Below are 20,621 nucleotides of genomic sequence, written 5' to 3' on the forward strand. Positions count from 1 at the left end.
CTCAACCACTGCGTCTTGCTCGACAATCCAAAAACAATTGAGAGGCTAGGACTTTTGTCCCAGCCTCTTATGTTTTATCTCATTGTCACGAATTCTTCGGATCCGGTTGGGTGAATGGCGACAGTTGCATCGAAATCGGCTTTTGTCGCTCCCATCTTGATAGCAACTGCAAATCCTTGGATCATTTCATCGACTCCGTATCCAAGACCATGAAGGCCAACGACCCTTTCTTCGGGACCAGCAGTGATGAGTTTGAATTTTGCTTGCTGGCGGTGTTGGGTTACAGCAGTGTACATGGAAGCAAATTGAGAAGTATAGACTTTGATATTCTCTTTTCCATAAGTTTTCTGGGCTTCTTCCTCCGTTAGGCCAACGGTTCCGACAGCGGGGTGAGAAAAGACAACGGTCGGGATGTTTGTATAATCCATTTTGGCATTGACTTTTCCATTGAATAGTCGTTCAGAAAGAGTGCGTCCAGCTTTAATAGCGACAGGGGTTAATTCTTTTTCTCCTGTGACATCCCCAAGAGCATAGATTCCTGGAATAACTGTATTCTGGTATTCATCCACTGCGATGAATCCTTTTTCATTTAAGGTGACGCCGGCAGCTTCTAGATTGAGATCCTGGACATTTGGTTTTCGTCCTGTTGCCCAGATAACATGATCTGCCACGTGGCTGGTCATATCCTCAAAATAAATCTTCACACGACCGTCTTCTAATTTTTCAAGCTTCATGGGAACCTTGTGTTTGTGAAGCGGAAGGTTTTGTTTTTCCATTTCTTCCATTAAGCCATCGATAATGTAGGAATCAAAACTACGTAAAACCCGATCTTTTCGGATGAAGAGGTCTGTTTGAACGCCTAAATGGTGGAGCACACCAGCTAGTTCCACCGCGATGTAGCCAGCTCCAATAATGGCAACGGAACTTGGCAGTTTTTCCCAAGCAAAGACATCATCAGAAGTTTCGCCGAATTCTGCTCCAGGAACAGAAGGAATGAAGGGATGGGCACCGGTCGCAATTACGATATGCTTGGCCTTAATGGTTTCTCCATTGACCTCAACCGTATGAGCATCCACAAAACGGGCACGTCCTTCAATTCGTTCAACCCCATTGCGTTTGAAACTGCCATCATAGGAATTACGGGAACGGTCAATATAGGCTTCGCGATTTTTTCTTAAGGTTGCAAAATCAAATTTTGTCTGTTCAGAAGTAAATCCATAGTCTGGTCCATAATCGCGAATAGCTTCTGCAATTTGTGCACCATACCACATGATTTTTTTAGGCACACATCCTCTGTTGACACAGGTGCCCCCCAATTGTTTTTCTTCAATGACGGCAGCGCGAGCTCCGTGCTCCCCAGCCCGGTTCATCGTAGCGATTCCTCCACTACCTCCACCGATTGAAATAATATCAAATTCTTTCATGTTTTCCTCCTAAATGGGATTTCAGTTTGATTGTAATATCAACTGTTACAAAAGTCAAGGGTTTAGCATGTTACCAAGCATTTAAATTTCATTTTGCCGTGTCAATTTTAGATAGAAAAGTAAGGAAATATGGTATACTATGGTATAGAATTAAACGCTTTCTTTGATGGAGAAAAACGATGAAGAAATTGAAAAAATGGCAACTATTTACAGCCGCAGGTGCGGCAATTGCGGTGATTGGAACAGGAAGTGTGATGGTGTTTTCACATCCAAGTACTCCTGATCAAGCAATCACGAAAGAAACTCCAATGGTACAAACGGTCAAGGATGGCTCGATCGCTTCTTCTGTCTTGTTAACTGGGAAGGTCACTGCCAACCAGGAGCAGTATGTCTATTTTGATGGAACCAAAGGTGATTTGCAGTCGATTTTGGTCAATGTAGGAGATCAAGTGACGGCCGGTCAGCCAATCGTTCAATATAGCAGTACGGAGGCCCAAACAGCCTACGATGCAGCCGTTCGTGCTGTCAATAAGGCAGATCGTCAGTTAAATGATTTACTGACAAATGGTGTGACCATTGATACGACAGGAGATGAAGAAGCAGATGCCAAGTCAGCTTCACAGACCCAACGCACTGTTGATTCTCAAGCTAGCGATTTACGAGATGCCAAGTCTGATGCAGTTGATAATATGAACAAGGCTAAGGCACTTCTGGATGCGACGACAGTCAAGAGTAATACAGATGGTACTGTCGTTGAAGTCAATAAAGATGTTTCAAAATCGACTACAGGGACCAACCAAACTCTGGTTCACATTGTGAGCAACGGGAATTTACAAGTCAAAGGGGAATTGTCTGAATACAATTTGGCCAATATCTCTGAGGGTCAGGAAGTGGTCATCACTTCCAAGGTTTATCCGGATAAAACCTGGACAGGAAAGATTTCTTATGTAGCCAACTATCCGACTGACGCGGGTCAAGCAGGTGCCAATGCAGCAGGTGGAACACAAGGAAGCGGTGGAGCCAAGTACCCATTTACAGTGGATATTACCAGTGAGATTGGAGAACTCAAACAAGGCTTTTCTGTCAATATTGAAGTCAAAAGTTCTACTCAACATCCCCTTGTTCCCGTGACAAGTATCATGGCTGATGGGGATACGAGCTATGTATGGACGGTCGAAAATGGCAAGGCTAAGAAAGTAAAAGTGACGCTTGGTAACGCCGATGCTGAAAACCAGGAAATCTTGTCAGGCTTGAAGAAAGATGCTCAAGTTATTGTGAATCCTAATGAGAAACTGGAAGATGGAAAAGAGATCGGAAAATATGACAAAATTGATTGAACTAAAAGGAATCAATAAAACCTATAAAAATGGGGATCAGGAACTTCGTGTCTTAAAAGACATCGATTTAGAAGTCGAAGAGGGAGAATTTGTGGCTATTATGGGTCCATCTGGCTCAGGAAAATCGACCTTGATGAACGTCATTGGCTTGTTGGATCGCCCGACCAGTGGAGAGTATTTTCTAGAAGGTCAGGAGGTTGGAAATCTCAGTGAGAAAAAATTAGCACGTGTTCGAAATGAACAGATCGGTTTTGTCTTTCAACAATTCTTTCTTCTCTCTAAGCTCAATGCCTTTCAAAATGTGGAACTGCCTCTCATTTATGCAGGAGTTCATCCTGCTAAACGGAAGGAATTAGCTGAGCAGTACCTTGAAAAGGTAGAGCTCCATTCTCGCATGCACCATTTGCCTTCGGAACTCTCAGGGGGTCAAAAACAGCGGGTTGCGATTGCTCGAGCCCTTGTCAATCAGCCAGCCATCGTCTTAGCAGATGAGCCGACTGGAGCCCTAGATACCAAGACGGGGGAGCAAATAATGGACTTGTTAACCAAGCTAAACCAAGAAGGAAAAACCATTATCATGGTTACACACGAGCCAGAAATTGCAGCCTTTGCGCATCGTCGCATCGTCATTCGTGATGGAGTGATCTCCTCAGATAGCAAGCTGGAAAGGGGGACCTAATGCAAAATTGGAAATTTGCGATCAGCTCAATTATGAGCCATAAATTACGGTCTTTCTTGACCATGGTGGGGATCATTATTGGGGTCGCTTCTGTCGTTGTCATCATGGCTCTGGGAGATGGTATGAAAGCTGGTGTCACCAAGACCTTCACCAAGGACCAAGAGTATGTACAAATCTCCTATTCTCCCAATAAGAGTGGCTATGTAACAGGAATCAATATTGGCCCTTCTGAAGATACAGGAGAAGGCGGAGGCGAAAGTGGACCTGCAGCTGAAGACCGAGGGATGGCTGCTCCATCGGATATCGATGGGGAAAACGCTGAAGATGTTGATGGTCAAGTCCAAGAAGCACCACCAGTTGTGCAAGAATCTTGGGTTAAGGAATTAACCAAGATTCAAGGCATCGATGGTTACTATGTTAGCAATACCTCCAATGCAACCATTGCTTTTCAAAAGAAAAAAGCAGAAGGGGTAAACATCCAAGGGGTAAATGAAACCTATTTTTCTGTCAAAAAGGTTGAGCTCTTATCTGGACGCAAATTAACCCCTTCAGACTATAGTAATTTCTCCCGGGTGGTGCTCCTTGATGAAGGATTGGCCCAACAATTATTTGGAACGGAGAATCCACTGAATCAGGTGGTCTCTGTTGGGGATAACAATTATCGCGTCGTTGGTATTTTCAAGGATCCAAATGCAGGAACAGCTCTTTACGGAGCTTCCTCAGGTGGAAGTGCCTTGATGGCCAATACCCAGCTGGCATCTGAATTCGGAACGGATGAAATTCAAAATATTGTCGTCCATGTGCCGGATGTGAAACAGATCAAAACCGTTGGGATCGAAGCTGCTCAAAAGTTAACAGAACTTTCAGGTGTTCGCCAGGGAGAATTTCAAATCTTTAATTTGGATAGCATCTTAGAGGAAACCAATAAAGTAGTAGGATTTATGACATCAGTCATCGGAGCTATTGCTGGGATTTCCCTCTTAGTTGGTGGCATTGGAGTCATGAATATCATGTTGGTTTCTGTTACCGAACGGACGAGAGAAATCGGTCTTCGCAAAGCATTGGGAGCAACCAGAGGTAAGATTTTGGTTCAATTTTTGATTGAGTCGATGGTCTTGACCATCATTGGTGGGCTGATTGGACTTGGCCTTGCTTATGGTGTAAATAGCTTGATTACTACACTCGCAGCAGCCTCCCTAGAAGGACCACCGATTATCTCCTTAAATGTCGCCATCGGCAGTATTATTTTCTCTGCTTTTGTAGGCATCATCTTTGGAATTTTACCAGCGAATAAGGCTTCTAAGTTAAACCCGATCGAAGCCCTTCGTTATGAATAAAAAAATAGGAGCGTGTCAGGATGAATGGTTCAAGATTCTCCACGCTCCTTTTTGCTGCTGTTGTGGAATAGCTTGTCGAAATTTTTCAATCATCTCGTATTATACAAGTCAAGCTATTTAGGTAGTCAACGACGGTCTTCAGATGTTTTTGAGTATTCATTCAATAAGCTGCATTTTTTCTTCCATCTTATTTTTGTTTAATTGGTAAATATTAGTGAATTTCTGGTCCAAATATGATAGAATAGGGGAGAATAACTTAGGAGGTTCCAAATGACTACTGAACACATGGAAGAATTGAATGACCAGCAGATTGTCCGTCGTGAGAAAATGGCGGCCCTTCGTGAACAAGGAATCGATCCATTTGGGAAGCGATTCGAACGCACTGCAAATTCAGGTCAATTAAAAGAAAAATATTCAGAATTAGATAAAGAACAACTCCACGACTTGAACGAAACAGCTATTATTGCTGGTCGTCTCGTAACAAAACGTGGAAAAGGAAAGGTTGGCTTTGCCCATCTTCAAGACCGTGAAGGTCAAATTCAGATCTACGTTCGTAAGGACGCTGTTGGAGAAGAAAACTACGAAATCTTCAAAAAAGCAGACCTTGGTGATTTCCTTGGTGTTGAAGGGGAAATCATGCGCACAGACATGGGTGAACTTTCGATTAAAGCAACTCATATCACTCACTTGTCAAAAGCCCTTCGTCCCTTGCCTGAAAAATTCCACGGACTTTCAGATGTTGAAACCATCTATCGCAAACGTTATTTGGATTTGATTTCAAACCGTGAAAGCTTCGAACGCTTTGTAACCCGTTCAAAAATCATCTCTGAAATCCGTCGTTATTTAGATGGTCAAGGATTCCTTGAAGTGGAAACACCAGTGCTTCACAATGAAGCTGGGGGTGCGGCTGCTAAACCATTTATCACTCATCACAATGCACAAAACATTGATATGGTGCTTCGTATCGCGACGGAGCTTCACTTGAAACGTTTGATTGTTGGTGGGATGGAACGTGTTTACGAAATCGGACGGATTTTCCGTAACGAGGGAATGGATGCTACTCACAACCCTGAATTCACTTCGATCGAAGTGTATCAAGCTTACGCTGATTTCCACGATATCATGGACTTGACAGAAGGTATCATCCAACATGCTGCGAAAGCTGTCCATGGTGATGGTCCAATCGACTACCAAGGAACAGAAATCAAAATCAATGAACCATTCAAACGGGTTCACATGGTTGATGCGATTAAAGAAATCACAGGTGTTGACTTCTGGCAAGACATGACCTTTGAAGAAGCTGTAGCACTTGCAAACGAAAAACATGTACCAGTTGAAAAACACTACACAGAAGTGGGACAAATTATCAATGCCTTCTTCGAAGAATTCGTTGAAGAAACCTTGACTCAACCAACTTTTGTTTACGGTCACCCAGTAGCAGTATCACCACTCGCTAAGAAAAATCCAGAAGATCCACGCTTCACTGACCGTTTCGAACTCTTTATCATGACCAAAGAGTATGCCAATGCCTTCACGGAATTGAATGATCCAATCGATCAATTGCAACGGTTTGAAGCGCAAGCGCGTGCCAAAGAATTGGGAGATGACGAAGCTACAGGCATCGACTATGACTATGTTGAAGCCCTTGAATATGGTATGCCACCAACAGGTGGACTTGGAATTGGTATTGACCGTCTCGTTATGTTGTTGACCAATGTAACAACAATTCGCGACGTCCTACTCTTCCCAACTATGAAATAAGCTAAAAGAAAACACTGATCGCAAGATCAGTGTTTTTTAGTCTTCCATATAAGAGGTGTCGTTCCAAGTGTCTAAGTGATAGTGCTCAAAATCATCTGTTGTCAGAATCGTCACGCTGGCATTATCTAGTCCGCCATTTTTGCGGAGTTCTCCTGTGTCATAACCAAGCAAGGTTCGAATAGAAGCTGTCAAATTAGCCCCATGTCCAACGATGAGAACAGTATCGAGCTCTTTTCCTTTCAGGCTTTTTACAAAATCACAGGTACGTTTGGTCGTTTCATAGACAGATTCTGCATCAAAGATTTCATTTTGAAAGCGGGCTAGGTTATGGCGAAAGGCATCCATTTGTTGGGGATAGATAGCTGAAATGGTAGAAATTTTAGCACCTTCCAGTTTTCCTAAATTCCACTCACGAAGAGCAGGCGTTGCTTGCAATTCTAGAGGTGTCTCCAATTGATCGAGGATGATCTTTGCGGTATGGACTGTTCGTGGCAGATCACTTGCAAAGGCTGCATCAAAAGGAACACTAGCTAGGTGCTTTCCTAATTTTTCAAGCTGATGAATAGAGGCTGGTAACAGCGGAGAATCGCCATTTGATCCCTGAAAACGTCCTTCTTCATTCCATTCTGTCCGTCCGTGTCGAATAAAATATAGTTTCACAATCTTGTCTCCTTCTCTGTCATTATTCTAAAATATCTGCAAAAGTCGCTTGTACGAAGTCTGCTAGAAGTTGTGGTTTGATTTGAATACTATGGCCGATTTCCCCAGCAGATACGATCATGCTCTCTAACTGAAGGGCTGATTCATCGATAAAGATTGGGAAAGGATGCTTTTGACGAATGCCCACCGGATTATTGGCACCATGAATATAACCTGTGGTTTTTTCGAGATCCTTTTGAGGAATCATAGCCACTTTCTTATTTCCCGATAATTTGGCCAATTTTTTCTCTGAAAGATGCTCCGTAATAGGAATGATCCCAATCACGGGCCCCGTTTTATCTCCTTTGAGAGCTAGGGTTTTGAAAATAGTAGAGCGATCAATCCCTTCTGGTAAGATCCCTTCTAAAGCGTTGATTTGTAGGCCTACGTGCTCAATTTTTGCTTTTGTCAAGATCTGCTCGACCAAGGTTTTTTTTACTTTATTTTTTTTTGCCATGGCTTTCTCCTTTTCTCTTTTTCTCTACAAAATCAGATTTCATTAGACCATTATAACATATAATAGCGGCAATATTGCCTTCTCCTGAAAAATAGAAAACAGCAGAAAAAGTGAAGATCACTTGATCTGCTGTTTTAAGGCTATGAGGAAGAGTTATCTTTTTGTACCTTGAAAAGTTTCCGATAAATCGCTTCTTGGTCTTGCGTCGGAGCAATTTGGTTGAGATCCAAGTAGTGTGAGAATCCATTTAATTGCCCTTGAGAGGTATATTGATGCAAGTCGTACTCCGTGTTGGTATCTGGTGCAGCATTATAGTAGCCATCATCAAATCCATAAGTAGGAATCCAAAGAGCCGTAAATTTATCAGTGGAGATACTGTGTTCTTCCATGAAGTAAGTTCCGATATAGAGTCCAATATTTTTTGCACCCAAAGCTTGTAGTTTTGCTCGGAAAGCTTCAACGCCTGCATTCATATCCTTCATGGTTTTTTCCTCAACGTCTAACCAATAGTAGGTCGGTTTGTAAGGAGAAGCAGCCTTGTAAAATTCTTCTGCTTCTTTTTCCATTTCTTTTTTATCCTTAGCAGCGACATAAGCATAGACTGCGACAGGGATATTTCGTTTTTGGAATTCTTGGATATGGGTTTTAAAAGATTTATCCAGACCATTTAAGTAGGTTGCTGCATTTTCCTTTTTCGCTTGAGCCCCACTATGGACACGAACGATTACACCTCCCACATTTTGGGAGAGGACATCGTAATCAATTTCACTAGGCAATTGCCAGCCTGAAATATCAATGATCGGGCGGCCAACCAGTTCTGGATTGATGTCTTCTTCTTTTTTAGAAGAAGAGCTTGCAGTAGTTGTTTTTCGAGGTGTATTGGAGTTCGGAATGGTTTTGGTTGTTTCTTGTCGCTCTCTGGCTTGTAGATCGGCAATCGTTCGTGAAAGAACGAGAAAAGAAATGATACCGATAAAAAAGACCAAGAGAACAACGGGTTTTATCCTTTTTCTCATACAGAAACATTTTACCGTAAAAAAAACGAAAAGGCAAAACTTAATGCTTAAAAGATGCTGATTTCAGCCATTATTTTCAAAAAAAAGGAATCTTTTCATCGAAAAAGGATAAAAATATATGAAAATAAGAAGAATGATTAGAATATTTCTTGAAAATTGGGAAGAAGCCGAATCTTTTCTGGCCTTTCCTTGGTTTTGCTTCTTAAAAATGATATAATGAAGGTTGAACATTAGGAATATGGTGAATTATGAAAATTGAAAAAAGACATCTTTTAAATTATTCCATCCTCATTCCCTATTTGATTTTATCCATCATTGGCTTGATTGTTGTCTATTCGACAACAAGTGCCTTGGCAATTCAAAGTGGAGTGAGTTCGATTCGGATGGTACGGACACAGGGGCTCTTTTTTATCCTTAGTCTCCTAACCATCGCCCTGATTTATAAATTTAGCTTAGATTTCCTTCGAAATAAAAAAGTACTGGCTGTTGTCATTTTTGCTGAAGTGATTTTGTTGATTTTGTCTAGGTTTATCACAGATACGGTCAATGGAGCTCATGGTTGGTTGACCATTCCTGGAGGATTCAGTATCCAGCCAGCCGAGTACCTTAAGGTGATCTTAGTCTGGTATCTGGCTTTGATCTTTTCGAAACGACAAGACGAGATACGCGATTATGATTATCAAGCCTTGACCCATAATGAATGGATTCCAAGGAATTTAAACGATTGGCGTTGGCTGACCTTGATTTTGATTGGAATCGTTGTGATTATGCCGGACTTGGGAAATGCGACGATCTTGGCCTTAACAGTCTTGATCATGATTACGGCTAGTGGAGTGGGCTATCGTTGGTTTACCTCTTTACTTGGTTTAGTTGTTGGAGTATCCACCATTGTCCTTGGTTCAATATGGATCATCGGTGTGGACCGTGTCGCTAAAATTCCTGTATTTGGTTATGTAGCCAAACGTTTTAGTGCCTTCTTTAACCCCTTTAATGACTTGTCTGGCGCAGGCCACCAATTAGCTAATTCATACTATGCCATGAGTAATGGTGGTTGGTTTGGCTTGGGGCTAGGAAATTCCATTGAAAAACAAGGTTACTTACCAGAAGCGCACACAGACTTTGTGTTTGCAATTGTGATTGAAGAATTAGGTTTTGTTGGAGCTAGCTTGATCCTTGCTCTCTTATTCTTCTTAATTCTTCGGATCATTTTAGTCGGTATTCGAGCAAAGAATCCTTTTAATTCGATGATGGCCATTGGGATTGGTGGGATGATCTTAGTGCAAACCTTCATTAACATCGGAGGAATTTCTGGTTTGATTCCGTCTACAGGAGTGACCTTCCCCTTCTTATCCCAAGGGGGAAATAGCTTATGGGTATTATCCGTAGCGATTGCTTTCGTTTTGAATATCGACGCTAGTGAAAAACGGGCTAAGATGGAACAAGAAGGCATGGTTTTTGAAGAAAAAGGTAAAATCAAACCTTATTATTAAAAGGGAATTGTTGAATGGCTATTCAAAAAGGAGAAAAAATGGTCTTACAAAAATTAGAGAACTTCACAAATAAAGATATTATCAAAGAAGAAGCCGAAATCTTAACCAATTTATTAGATGATATTACGAAAAATTTGGTTCGTCCGGAAACCTTTGATAAAATTACGCAGTTGAAGGATCTATCAAAAACACAGAACTATCGTGAGTTGAATCAAATAGTGGAACAATTGACAAATGAAGAAATGACAGTGATTTCACGTTATTTTGCCATTTTACCACTCTTGATTAACATCTCAGAAGATGTCGATTTGGCCTATGAAATCAATCATTTGAATAACGTGGATGGTGAATACCTCGGAAAACTTTCTTCAACCATTAAAGAAGTTGCAAAAAATGAAGATGCACAAGAAATTCTTGAAAATCTCAATATTGTACCTGTTTTAACAGCCCATCCAACTCAAGTGCAACGAAAAACCATGCTGGATCTAACCAATCATATTCATGCTCTTCTTCGTCAGCACCGGGATGTTAAAGCTGGTTTAATGAATGAGAATAAGTGGTATAACAACCTTCGTTGTAATATCGAAATCATGATGCAAACGGATATGATTCGTGACAAAAAATTGAAGGTTACCAATGAGATCACCAATGTCATGGAATATTACAATAGCTCTTTCTTACAAGCTGTTCCAAATCTTATGTTGGAATACAAACGCTTGGCAAAAGAGCATGGATTGGAGCTTGAACAACCACGTCCGATCACAATGGGCATGTGGATTGGGGGAGACCGGGACGGGAATCCGTTTGTAACAGCTGAGACCTTGAAGCGTTCAGCAACTATTCAAAGCGAAGTCATTTTGAACTATTACATCGAAAAGATTTCTAAATTATACCGTCATTTCTCCCTTTCAACGAGTCTTTCTAAAACAAGTGAAGCAGTAGCTGAAATGGCAGCCCTATCCAGTGATACATCCGTCTTTCGTGAAAAAGAACCTTACCGTCGGGCTTTCCACTATATCCAATCAAAAATGATCCAAACCTTGGTCAATTTAAAAGAATGGACGATGGTGGGAGAAACCAGAGAAGATCGTTATGCTGTTGAGAGATTATTAGGGGCAAACGCTCATCAACAAGGGCCAGTTTCTGATTATATCGGCAATCGTATCTCTGGAGCTCTAAAGAAAATTTCTGAGAAAGAAGCTCCAGCTTATGCATCAGCTAAAGAATTTAAAGAAGACCTTGAAAAGATCAAAGATTCCTTGTTAGAAAACAAATCAGAGTATTTAATTTCTGGTGAGTTTGCAGAACTTCTAGAAGCTATCGATGTTTTTGGGTTCTATCTAGCTTCTATTGATATGCGACAAGATTCTAGTGTGCATGAAGCCTGTGTGGCTGAATTGTTGAAATCAGCTGGAATTAATGACCATTATTCTGATTTATCAGAGGATGAAAAGTGTCAAGTTCTCTTGAAAGAACTCTTAGAAGACCCACGTATTTTATCAGCAACTCATGCTGAAAAATCTGAACTGCTTGAAAAAGAATTAGCGATTTTCCAAACGGCCCGTGAATTGAAGGATCGTTTAGGAGAAGAAGTCATTCGTCAAAACATCATTTCTCATGCAACCAGTGTGTCAGATATGTTGGAATTGGCTGTGATGTTGAAAGAAGTGGGCTTAGTCGATACGGAAAAAGCTCGTGTGCAAATCGTGCCTTTGTTTGAAACCATCGAAGATTTGGATCACTCAGAAGAAACCATGAGAAGTTACTTGTCTCTTCCGATTGCCAAACGTTGGATTGCTTCTAAGAACAACTACCAAGAGATTATGTTAGGTTATTCTGATTCCAACAAAGATGGTGGATACTTGTCTTCTTGCTGGACCCTCTTTAAAGCTCAACAACAATTGACCGCTATCGGAGATGAGTTTGGAGTGAAGATTACCTTCTTCCATGGTCGTGGTGGTACTGTTGGTCGTGGTGGAGGTCCTACTTATGAAGCCATCACGTCTCAACCATTGAAATCCATTAATGACCGTATCCGCTTAACTGAGCAAGGGGAAGTAATCGGCAATAAATATGGAAATAAAGATGCTGCTTACTACAACCTTGAGATGCTCGTCTCTGCAACCATTAACCGAATGATTGCCGAACAAAAGAGTCCATTCTCTATGTTTGATCGTTTCGGGGAAGTCATGGATAAAGTCGTGAATCGCAGTTACGATATCTATCGTGATTTGGTCTTTGGAAATGAGCACTTCTATGACTACTTCTTTGAATCAAGTCCGATCAAAGCAATTTCAAGCTTTAATATTGGTTCACGTCCTGCTGCTCGTAAGACCATTACAGAAATCGGTGGTTTGCGTGCTATCCCATGGGTCTTCTCATGGTCACAAAGTCGGGTGATGTTCCCTGGTTGGTACGGAGTAGGTTCTAGCTTTAAGGAATTTATCGATGAGGATCCTGAGAATATCGAAACCCTTCGATACATGTATAAAAACTGGCCTTTCTTCCAATCTCTCTTGTCAAATGTGGACATGGTCTTATCCAAAGCCAACATGGATATTGCCTTTGAGTACGCTCAATTGTGTGAAGAAGAAGAAGTTCGCAATATCTATCAGATTATCTTACATGAATGGCAATTGACCAAGGACATCATCTTGATGATTGAGGAACAAGACGAGTTGCTCGCGGAGAACCCTTATCTGAAAGAAAGTTTGGACTATCGGATGCCGTACTTTAACGTCTTGAACTATATTCAGTTAGAACTGATTCGACGTCAACGGACCGGCCAATTACCAGCCGATCAAGACAAGCTAATCCATATTACGATCAATGGAGTGGCTACAGGATTACGTAATTCAGGTTAAAAAAATCGGAACGACTGTTCCGATTTTTTTATTCCCTGAACCCAAAGGAGCAAAAGGTACAGAAAGGCTTAAATAGCAGATTTTAAATGAGAATTTTCAAAGCTAGATCAGGATCTTTCAGCAAGCTGATAAAATAAAAGAAAAGAAGAGGAATAATTAAGAAAATATAGGTAAAAGGCTTGCAATTTTATCTAAAATTCGATAGAATAGTAAGGAAAGTTAGACTGTATTGCCTACTGTCTATCTATAAAATATATTTTATTGGAGGCTTTTACTCAAATGGCAAAAGAAAAATACGATCGTAGTAAACCGCACGTTAACATCGGTACAATCGGACACGTTGACCACGGTAAAACTACCCTAACTGCAGCAATCACAACTGTTTTGGCACGTCGCTTGCCTTCATCAGTTAACCAGCCTAAAGACTATGCGTCTATCGATGCTGCTCCAGAAGAACGCGAACGCGGTATCACCATCAACACTGCACACGTTGAGTACGAAACTGCTAAACGTCACTACGCTCACATCGACGCTCCAGGACACGCGGACTACGTTAAAAACATGATCACTGGTGCCGCTCAAATGGACGGAGCTATCCTTGTAGTAGCTTCAACTGACGGACCAATGCCACAAACACGTGAACACATCCTTCTTTCACGTCAGGTTGGTGTTAAACACTTGATCGTCTTCATGAACAAAGTTGACTTGGTTGACGATGAAGAATTGCTTGAATTGGTTGAAATGGAAATCCGTGACCTTCTTTCAGAATACGATTTCCCAGGTGATGACCTTCCAGTTATCCAAGGTTCAGCTCTTAAAGCTCTTGAAGGTGACTCTAAATATGAAGACATCATCATGGAATTGATGGATACTGTTGATGAGTACATCCCAGAACCAGAACGCGATACTGACAAACCATTGCTTCTTCCAGTCGAAGACGTATTCTCAATCACTGGACGTGGTACAGTTGCTTCAGGACGTATCGACCGTGGTGTTGTTCGTGTCAACGACGAAATCGAAATCGTTGGTATCAAAGACGAAATCCAAAAAGCAGTTGTTACTGGTGTTGAAATGTTCCGTAAACAACTTGACGAAGGTCTTGCAGGGGATAACGTTGGTGTGCTTCTTCGTGGTATCCAACGTGATGAAATCGAACGTGGACAAGTTATCGCTAAACCAGGTTCAATCAACCCACACACTAAATTCAAAGGTGAAGTTTACATCCTTACTAAAGAAGAAGGTGGACGTCATACTCCATTCTTCAACAACTACCGTCCACAGTTCTACTTCCGTACAACTGACGTAACTGGATCTATCGAACTTCCAGCAGGAACTGAAATGGTAATGCCTGGTGATAACGTGACTATCGACGTTGAGTTGATCCACCCAATCGCCGTTGAACAAGGTACTACATTCTCAATCCGTGAAGGTGGACGTACTGTTGGTTCAGGTATGGTTACTGAAATCGAAGCTTAATTCGATCTAGTTCCCAGATTAACAATTATATAGACAGACATAAAACCCCGTGAAGATGGGGTTTTTATTTTGGTAAAAAGTAAAATGAGCTTGTGCAAACTTTCATTATCGCGAAAATTATGGTAAAATAGATAGTATAAAATTAGAAAAAAGAGGTATGTGAAATGTCACGTAAACCATTTATCGCTGGTAACTGGAAAATGAACAAAAATCCAGAAGAAGCAAAAGCATTCGTTGAAGCTGTAGCATCAAAACTTCCTTCAGCTGATCTTGTTGAAGCTGGTATCGCAGCTCCTGCAGTTGACTTGACAGCTGTACTTGCTGCTGCTAAAGGTTCAGACCTTAAAGTTGCTGCCCAAAACACTTACTTTGAAAATGCTGGTGCCTTCACTGGTGAAACTAGCCCACAAGTTTTGAAAGAAATCGGTACTGACTACGTTGTGATCGGTCACTCAGAACGTCGTGACTACTTCCATGAAACTGATGAAGATATCAACAAAAAAGCAAAAGCAATCTTTGCGAACGGTATGCTTCCAATCATCTGTTGTGGTGAAAGCCTTGAAACTTACGAAGCTGGTAAAGCAGCAGAATTCGTAGGGGCTCAAGTATCAGCTGCTCTTGCTGGATTGACTGCAGAACAAGTCGCTTCAACAGTTATCGCCTACGAACCAATCTGGGCGATCGGTACTGGTAAATCAGCTTCACAAGACGACGCACAAAAAATGTGTAAAGTTGTTCGTGACGTTGTAGCTGCTGACTTTGGTCAAGAAGTGGCTGACAAAGTACGTGTTCAATACGGTGGTTCAGTGAAACCTGAAAACGTTGCTGAATACATGGCTTGTCCAGACGTTGACGGAGCTCTTGTAGGTGGTGCATCACTTGATCCAGAAAGCTTCTTGGCATTGCTTTACTTTGTTAAATAATGACATATAAAAAGGCGAGAGGTTTCTCGTCTTTTTTTATAGAAGAAAAGACCAGCTTCAAAGCTGGTCTTTTGAGTTAGGAACGTCCTAATAGTTTCTTAATGAGAGAAATCATTTTGTATTTCAGAGGATTTGGGTAATAACGGAAGGTCCCCATCTTACGGACGATGTAGCCATTGAAGTTCTGTTTGAAACGAAGCACACCGTCTGACCCGTCAAAGATTCCTTGAATACCCAGGAAGTTATATTTTGGGATACCACGTTTGATGGTTTCAAGCATCATATATTCTTGGAGAACAGCAGGAGCATAGAACTTATTAAATTCTGTATAAGAGCCACTGAATAAATAGGTGGATTCTTGTGGCATATAGACGAAGAGGCTACCTGCAAGAATGACGTCTTGATCTCCATATTTTTCAATATATTCCTTTGCTTCATTAATCCGAATGGAAAGTTTACTTATTTGCAGATTTAATTGTGATATTTGTTTATTTACTTTCGCAGAATTAATACCTGATGAAACTTTTTCTATTAGAGGGTTAATTTGAGATTGAAGATCATTATGTTTTGATTGTAATATTGCTAGATAGTGTTCGAAATTCAGTGTCGCAATCATAAATTCCACTTTGTCGCCAAAACTATCATAGAAGGTTTGGTAATAATCTAAGGTCTTATCTTGATAGTCTCGACGGTCACTGGTAGAAGAAGTAATTTCCTTGAAGAGCTGCAGTTCATCTCTGTTTAACCGTTTCAATTGAATGCCAAAAGCCTTAGCTTTCTTAACAAGTGGCTTTCCTTTTTTACTGAAGCTCGTAAGAAGATTTTTTTCGGTGATGCCCTCCATGTCTTTTACATAATGCCAATCAGGTTCTCCTCCTGGATAACCTGTTGTTAAACCATCATGCTGATAGCCCAATTTTTTAAGGGTATCCATGAAATGGGTTTGCTCTTCACTGGTTGGATTGCCGTCACTGTCAAAAGTTTGATAGGTATCATAGGGCTTAATAACGAGTTCAATAGCTCCATTTTCTTTCGCATAGTCTTTTAAAGCTGCATAGAAGGGTTCTAGCATAGCCTCCTCTTGGTAAAGGGGGCCAGAATTGATTTCCATATGGAGACCACCTGTCATAGGAAGACTGTACAAGATCGCTGCCACTTGGACTTGATCTTCTTGTTTCCAAGCGATAAATTGGACCGTGTTTCCTCGCTTTTCAAGCAGATCTGCCATTTCAGCAGACTGGATAAAAGAGCGATGGGAGACAGTATTTGCGAATGAGGTAAATTCTTCTTTTGAAATTGTCGTAAGAGTCATGTAACTTATTTACTCCTTAATTTTTTCCGGACCTTGTAGACTTTGTTTACAAGTGGATAGAGTGGACTGGTTGGGAGGTTGAATTCCCCAACAAATTCTTCAATGACAGGATTAAATTTTGATTTGAAATGATAGAGACCACCATCGAGTGAATTTTCAATGCCCCCCATATTTTGCCAAGAAGCACCACGGTCGAAAGCGTGTTGGGCAGTTTCATACCAGGTGAGGATAGCAGGTTGGTAACGGCGGAATTCTTCATCCATCCCTGCATAAACATTTTCAGACGTCCCACCGAATTCAAGGGTTAAGGTCCCAGATAAAGGAACAACCTGTCTACCTGCTTGGAGATGCTGTTCAAGAAATTGCAGTTCTTCCTCTATCCGCTCTTTTTCTTTTTGGTTATTCTCAACCTTGCCAGGCTTTGTTTTTTCTGTGAATTTTTCAGCCTCTGCCTTGTTTTTTTCAAGATCTTTTATAAGGGAGGTTTTCCGTTCCTCGAGATCTAGAGTAGACAAAGTAATGTAGGATTGTCCTTGGTAGGTAGTGAGCAGTTTTTCGTAGTAGTCTTTTCCACGTAAATGAATGCTTTTACGAGCCTCAGTCTTTTTCATGAGAGAAGCAAAGTCCTTCAACAATTCAGTCCCGCCAAATTGGACATGGATCCCTTTGTTTCGAGCAGTTCGGATGGCTTGTCGAGTAGATTTTGAAAGATCTTGCTCAGTGAAAAACTCTTTGTGGATATTTGCTTGAAAGCGTGGTTGGATATTTTCTGCCATATCACTGGTTCGGCCAGTCCATTCAACCCCTTCTTTAGTTAAGGTGTCGATCATCGCTTGCACAGCAGGAGCTTGCGTCTGTTCTTGTCCAATCAAATGTTTACTCAAGAAAAGACTTGGATCAAATTTCACAAACAAGGCCTTGTATTGTTTGGCAATTTTTTTAAGAGACTGGATCACATAGGAAACCAGCTCTTTGTTTTGGTAATTCATGATTGGGCCTCGAGGAATGTAAAGCATGGAAAAGCCAAGTGGCAGGGGTTGAATCAAGATGCTAGCAACAGCGACTAATTGGTCTTCTTGATAAAAACCAACCCGTTCATTTCCCCAATTATCTTTGATTTTTGCCCATGAGCTGCTTTGTAAGAGATTGGTTTGTTCACTCTGAATAACAAAGTCATCATGCTCACTAGCTGAAATTCCTAGCTGGTAATGGTACATTTCTTATAATACCCACTTTCTAATGGCGTATGCAACGCCAGATTCATCATTTGATTTGGTAATAGTTGTAGCAATTTTTTTAAGAGCTGGATTGCCATTCTCCATAACGACGGCATGTCCCACGACTTCTAGCATGGAACGGTCATTTTCCTCATCTCCGATGGCCATGGTTTCTTCTTGCTGAATTCCAAGTCGTTCAGCTAGATGAAGAACAGCTGATCCCTTATTGGTTGTTTTCCCTAGAATTTCTAAATAAAAAGGGGCTGATTTGACCATAGTGAAGCGATCCTTGAATTCTTTAGGGATTTTTGCAATCGCAGCATCTAGAATATCTGGTTCATCGATATACATGGCCTTGACAAATTCTTTCTCACGAACTTCTTCAGGCGTCTGGTAATAAACGGGCATATTGACCAGTTGAGATTCATGAATGGTGTAGCGTCCGATATCGCGATTGCTGGTATAGATGCCGTCTTTTGTAATGGCATGAGAGTGGATTTGGAGTTTGTTAGCAAGAGCCTCGATATCGAGATAGTCCTCATAATGTAAAAGGTCTTTGATGAGTTCTTTTCCCGTAGCGGTTTCTTGAACCAGACCGCCATTAAAGGTAATGACATAGTCTCCAGGATCCATCAGATGGAGTTCGTTTAAGAGTTTTGAAACGCCTGCAATGGGACGTCCAGTTGTAATGACAATTTTGACTCCCGCAGTCTTTGCATCTTGAATAGCTTGAAAAACATCTGGTGTGATCTCTTTTTTTGAATTGAGGAGTGTACCATCGATATCGATCGCAACTAATTTAATGGACATCTGTCTCTCCTGTAAAATAATCATTGGTGATATAGGAAGTGAATTCCTCTACTTGCTTACTGAAAAGTCCATTAACCTCCAGCATTTCTTTTGGGAAATAGAAACGGTTGTCCCCATAGCGAGTTCCTGCTAAAGCAGCGACGAGTGGAGACAACTGAGACAATTCAGCGAGACTACCATCTTTTCGGATCATCTCGATTTGGGTCCGCGGTTTTTCAAGCTCTGGTCGATAAATATCGTAGGGCAGGTCAAAATTTTGATGAATAGCTGTGTAGTAGGTTGGATTAAACCCAATCTCTTTAATCAGTTTTTCAAGGATTGCTAAGTCATTTCGCTTATCTTCTGTAAATAGAATCGATTTAAAGACTTTCCGATTAATATAGCGCTGAGCAAGATCAGACAAGATGGTATCCGGACTATCCATCCAGACTTGGAAATAGGTATTCATCACACCGTCATCTAGGTTTAGGTAGTCTTGAATGGTGACCTCTTCTTCAAAAAATGGAATCAAGCGAGGTGAAGTCAGTTGAAAATACTCTTTCTGATCTGGATAAATGGTTCTAGCGCGTTTGAGTAGATTTTGAAGGAGGACTTCCATGGCACGAGTAGCCGGGTGGAAGTAGACCTGCATATACATTTGGTAACGGCTGACCACGTAATCCTCGACAGCATGCATGCCATTTTGTTGGAAGGCAATGCCATTTTCAATCGGTCGAATGACGCGCAAAATACGGGTCAAGTCAAATTTTCCATAGGAAGCCCCTGTAAAATAGGCATCCCGCAGTAAATAATCCATCCGGTCCACATCAATTTGACTAGAAATTAATTGCACCACTTGTTTATTGGGATAGGTATGATCAATGACGCTGGCTACACGATTTGGGAAATCAGGAGCCACTTGCAAGAGGATTTGATTGACCTCCGTCTCTGGACTGGTGATGATCAGCTGGGTCATCTTTTCATGATCGGTCCCAAACAGTCCTTCAAAGGTATGGGAATAGGCACCATGTCCAATGTCATGAAGAAGAGCGGCTGTCATGGTCAGTAAGTTTTCATCAGAATTCCATTGCTCTGCATACTTTTCCTCAAAAATGGACAGAATGCGTCTTGAAATTTCATAGGCGCCAAGACAGTGAGAAAAACGACTATGCTCCCCACCGTGGAAGGTAAAACCAGATGTCCCCAGTTGTTTGATGCGGCGTAGTCGTTGAAATTCTTTACTATTAATTAATTGATAAATGATGGGATGATCCACATGAACGTAATCATGAACGGGATCGCGAAAGACTTTTTCATTCATGGGTCTATTATAGCAAAAAAAAGCCTATTTTGCGATCTAGAGGCTAATAGGGGCAGTCAAAATGCGTAAAATTTGATAGAATAGTAAGGCAAGAAAAGAAGAGAAGGAGACAAAGATGCAAGTTCGCATTCAAAATACCATTCGATTTGGAGAAGAAATGGAAATCGTTGATCAGTACTATCAAGGTGAATGGAAGGAAAAAGCAGGTTTTCAATATCTCTTGTATACCAATGAAGAAGATGAAAAGGTTGCTTTGAAATTTTCCAACGATGAATTGGTCATGACACGATTTTCAACTCCCAAATCCATCATGCGCTTCTACAAAAATGAAGATGGTGGGGCGATCATCCCAACTCCGATGGGCATTCAGCAGTTTTTGATTACGACAGATCTCTTTCAATTAGAGGAAGGGCATTTGCAAGTGTCTTATCGCTTGTTAACTCTTGATGGAGAACAGGAATTTGCCAATTATCAATTACTGGTGGAATGGGAAGAGTAGACCTCATTAAATTATTAGAG

17 protein-coding genes are annotated in these 20,621 nt (G+C 41.2%); 9 read left to right on the forward strand and 8 right to left on the reverse strand.

Features of this window, described 5'->3' with window-relative positions:
• Nucleotides 1-74: 74 nt before the first annotated feature.
• Nucleotides 75-1,424 carry a glutathione-disulfide reductase gene (gene gorA / locus ADH92_RS04490; RefSeq protein ID WP_049497408.1) on the reverse strand — a complete coding sequence of 450 codons (1,350 nt, stop codon included), beginning with the start codon at nt 1,422-1,424 and terminating at the stop codon, nt 75-77.
• A 179-nt stretch (nt 1,425-1,603) separates the two neighbouring features.
• Between gorA and ADH92_RS04495 the strand changes: the two genes are divergently transcribed.
• The 4 genes from ADH92_RS04495 (at nt 1,604) to lysS (ending at nt 6,538) form a co-directional block, all read left to right on the forward strand.
• A complete protein-coding gene (locus ADH92_RS04495) occupies nt 1,604-2,761 on the forward strand; it encodes an efflux RND transporter periplasmic adaptor subunit (RefSeq protein ID WP_049497410.1) in 1,158 nt (385 codons plus the stop codon).
• Complete coding sequence (locus ADH92_RS04500; protein ID WP_003002759.1) at nt 2,745-3,440, forward strand: ABC transporter ATP-binding protein; 696 nt, start codon at nt 2,745-2,747, stop codon at nt 3,438-3,440. The genes ADH92_RS04495 and ADH92_RS04500 overlap by 17 nt, the downstream gene beginning before the upstream one ends.
• Entirely contained in the window at nt 3,440-4,777 is a 1,338-nt protein-coding gene (locus ADH92_RS04505) for an ABC transporter permease (protein ID WP_049497412.1), read from the forward strand. Before ADH92_RS04500 ends, ADH92_RS04505 begins: the two co-directional genes overlap by 1 nt.
• A gap of 270 nt (nt 4,778-5,047) precedes the next feature.
• Nucleotides 5,048-6,538, forward strand: coding sequence for a lysine--tRNA ligase (gene lysS, locus ADH92_RS04510; protein WP_003016025.1), 1,491 nt, complete (start codon nt 5,048-5,050; stop codon nt 6,536-6,538).
• Between the two features lie 36 nt (nt 6,539-6,574).
• On the opposite strand, the gene ADH92_RS04515 is transcribed toward lysS, so the two are convergent.
• The 3 genes from ADH92_RS04515 to ADH92_RS04525 form a co-directional block, all read right to left on the reverse strand.
• Nucleotides 6,575-7,198 carry a histidine phosphatase family protein gene (locus ADH92_RS04515; RefSeq protein WP_049497414.1) on the reverse strand — a complete coding sequence of 208 codons (624 nt, stop codon included), beginning with the start codon at nt 7,196-7,198 and terminating at the stop codon, nt 6,575-6,577.
• A gap of 22 nt (nt 7,199-7,220) precedes the next feature.
• Complete coding sequence (locus ADH92_RS04520; RefSeq protein ID WP_049497416.1) at nt 7,221-7,694, reverse strand: aminoacyl-tRNA deacylase; 474 nt, start codon at nt 7,692-7,694, stop codon at nt 7,221-7,223.
• A 140-nt stretch (nt 7,695-7,834) separates the two neighbouring features.
• Nucleotides 7,835-8,710, reverse strand: a complete 876-nt coding sequence (locus ADH92_RS04525) for a GH25 family lysozyme (protein WP_049497418.1) — start codon at nt 8,708-8,710, stop codon at nt 7,835-7,837.
• Nucleotides 8,711-8,958: 248 nt separating this feature from the next.
• Between ADH92_RS04525 and ftsW the strand changes: the two genes are divergently transcribed.
• The 4 genes from ftsW (at nt 8,959) to tpiA (ending at nt 15,463) form a co-directional block, all read left to right on the forward strand.
• Nucleotides 8,959-10,200: a cell division peptidoglycan polymerase FtsW gene (gene ftsW / locus ADH92_RS04530; protein WP_049497420.1), complete on the forward strand. Its 1,242-nt coding sequence runs from the start codon at nt 8,959-8,961 to the stop codon at nt 10,198-10,200.
• A 38-nt stretch (nt 10,201-10,238) separates the two neighbouring features.
• Entirely contained in the window at nt 10,239-13,064 is a 2,826-nt protein-coding gene (gene ppc / locus ADH92_RS04535; RefSeq protein ID WP_049497483.1) for a phosphoenolpyruvate carboxylase, read from the forward strand.
• A 279-nt stretch (nt 13,065-13,343) separates the two neighbouring features.
• Nucleotides 13,344-14,540: an elongation factor Tu gene (gene tuf, locus ADH92_RS04540; protein WP_003008055.1), complete on the forward strand. Its 1,197-nt coding sequence runs from the start codon at nt 13,344-13,346 to the stop codon at nt 14,538-14,540.
• 164 nt (nt 14,541-14,704) lie between these two features.
• A complete protein-coding gene (gene tpiA / locus ADH92_RS04545; RefSeq protein WP_049497422.1) occupies nt 14,705-15,463 on the forward strand; it encodes a triose-phosphate isomerase in 759 nt (252 codons plus the stop codon).
• 76 nt (nt 15,464-15,539) lie between these two features.
• Here tpiA and ADH92_RS04550 read toward each other — a convergent pair whose 3' ends face one another.
• From ADH92_RS04550 to ADH92_RS04565, 4 genes are read right to left on the reverse strand one after another with little or no spacing between them, the layout of a single operon-like run.
• Nucleotides 15,540-16,775: an aminoacyltransferase gene (locus tag ADH92_RS04550; RefSeq protein ID WP_049497423.1), complete on the reverse strand. Its 1,236-nt coding sequence runs from the start codon at nt 16,773-16,775 to the stop codon at nt 15,540-15,542.
• 5 nt (nt 16,776-16,780) lie between these two features.
• Nucleotides 16,781-17,992 carry an aminoacyltransferase gene (locus ADH92_RS04555; protein ID WP_049497426.1) on the reverse strand — a complete coding sequence of 404 codons (1,212 nt, stop codon included), beginning with the start codon at nt 17,990-17,992 and terminating at the stop codon, nt 16,781-16,783.
• Between the two features lie 3 nt (nt 17,993-17,995).
• Nucleotides 17,996-18,802, reverse strand: a complete 807-nt coding sequence (yidA, locus tag ADH92_RS04560; RefSeq protein ID WP_049497428.1) for a sugar-phosphatase — start codon at nt 18,800-18,802, stop codon at nt 17,996-17,998.
• The gene (locus ADH92_RS04565) at nt 18,792-20,102 is read right to left on the reverse strand and encodes an HD domain-containing protein (protein WP_049497430.1); all 1,311 of its coding nucleotides are present in this window, start codon (nt 20,100-20,102) and stop codon (nt 18,792-18,794) included. The genes yidA and ADH92_RS04565 overlap by 11 nt, the downstream gene beginning before the upstream one ends.
• A 115-nt stretch (nt 20,103-20,217) precedes the next feature.
• On the opposite strand from ADH92_RS04565, the gene ADH92_RS04570 reads away from it, so the two are divergent.
• Nucleotides 20,218-20,601, forward strand: coding sequence for a YwiB family protein (locus tag ADH92_RS04570; RefSeq protein ID WP_049497432.1), 384 nt, complete (start codon nt 20,218-20,220; stop codon nt 20,599-20,601).
• Nucleotides 20,602-20,621: the final 20 nt, after the last annotated feature.

Origin of the sequence: Streptococcus parasanguinis, assembly GCF_001073155.1 — a bacterium.
Lineage (GTDB): Bacteria > Bacillota > Bacilli > Lactobacillales > Streptococcaceae > Streptococcus > Streptococcus parasanguinis_D.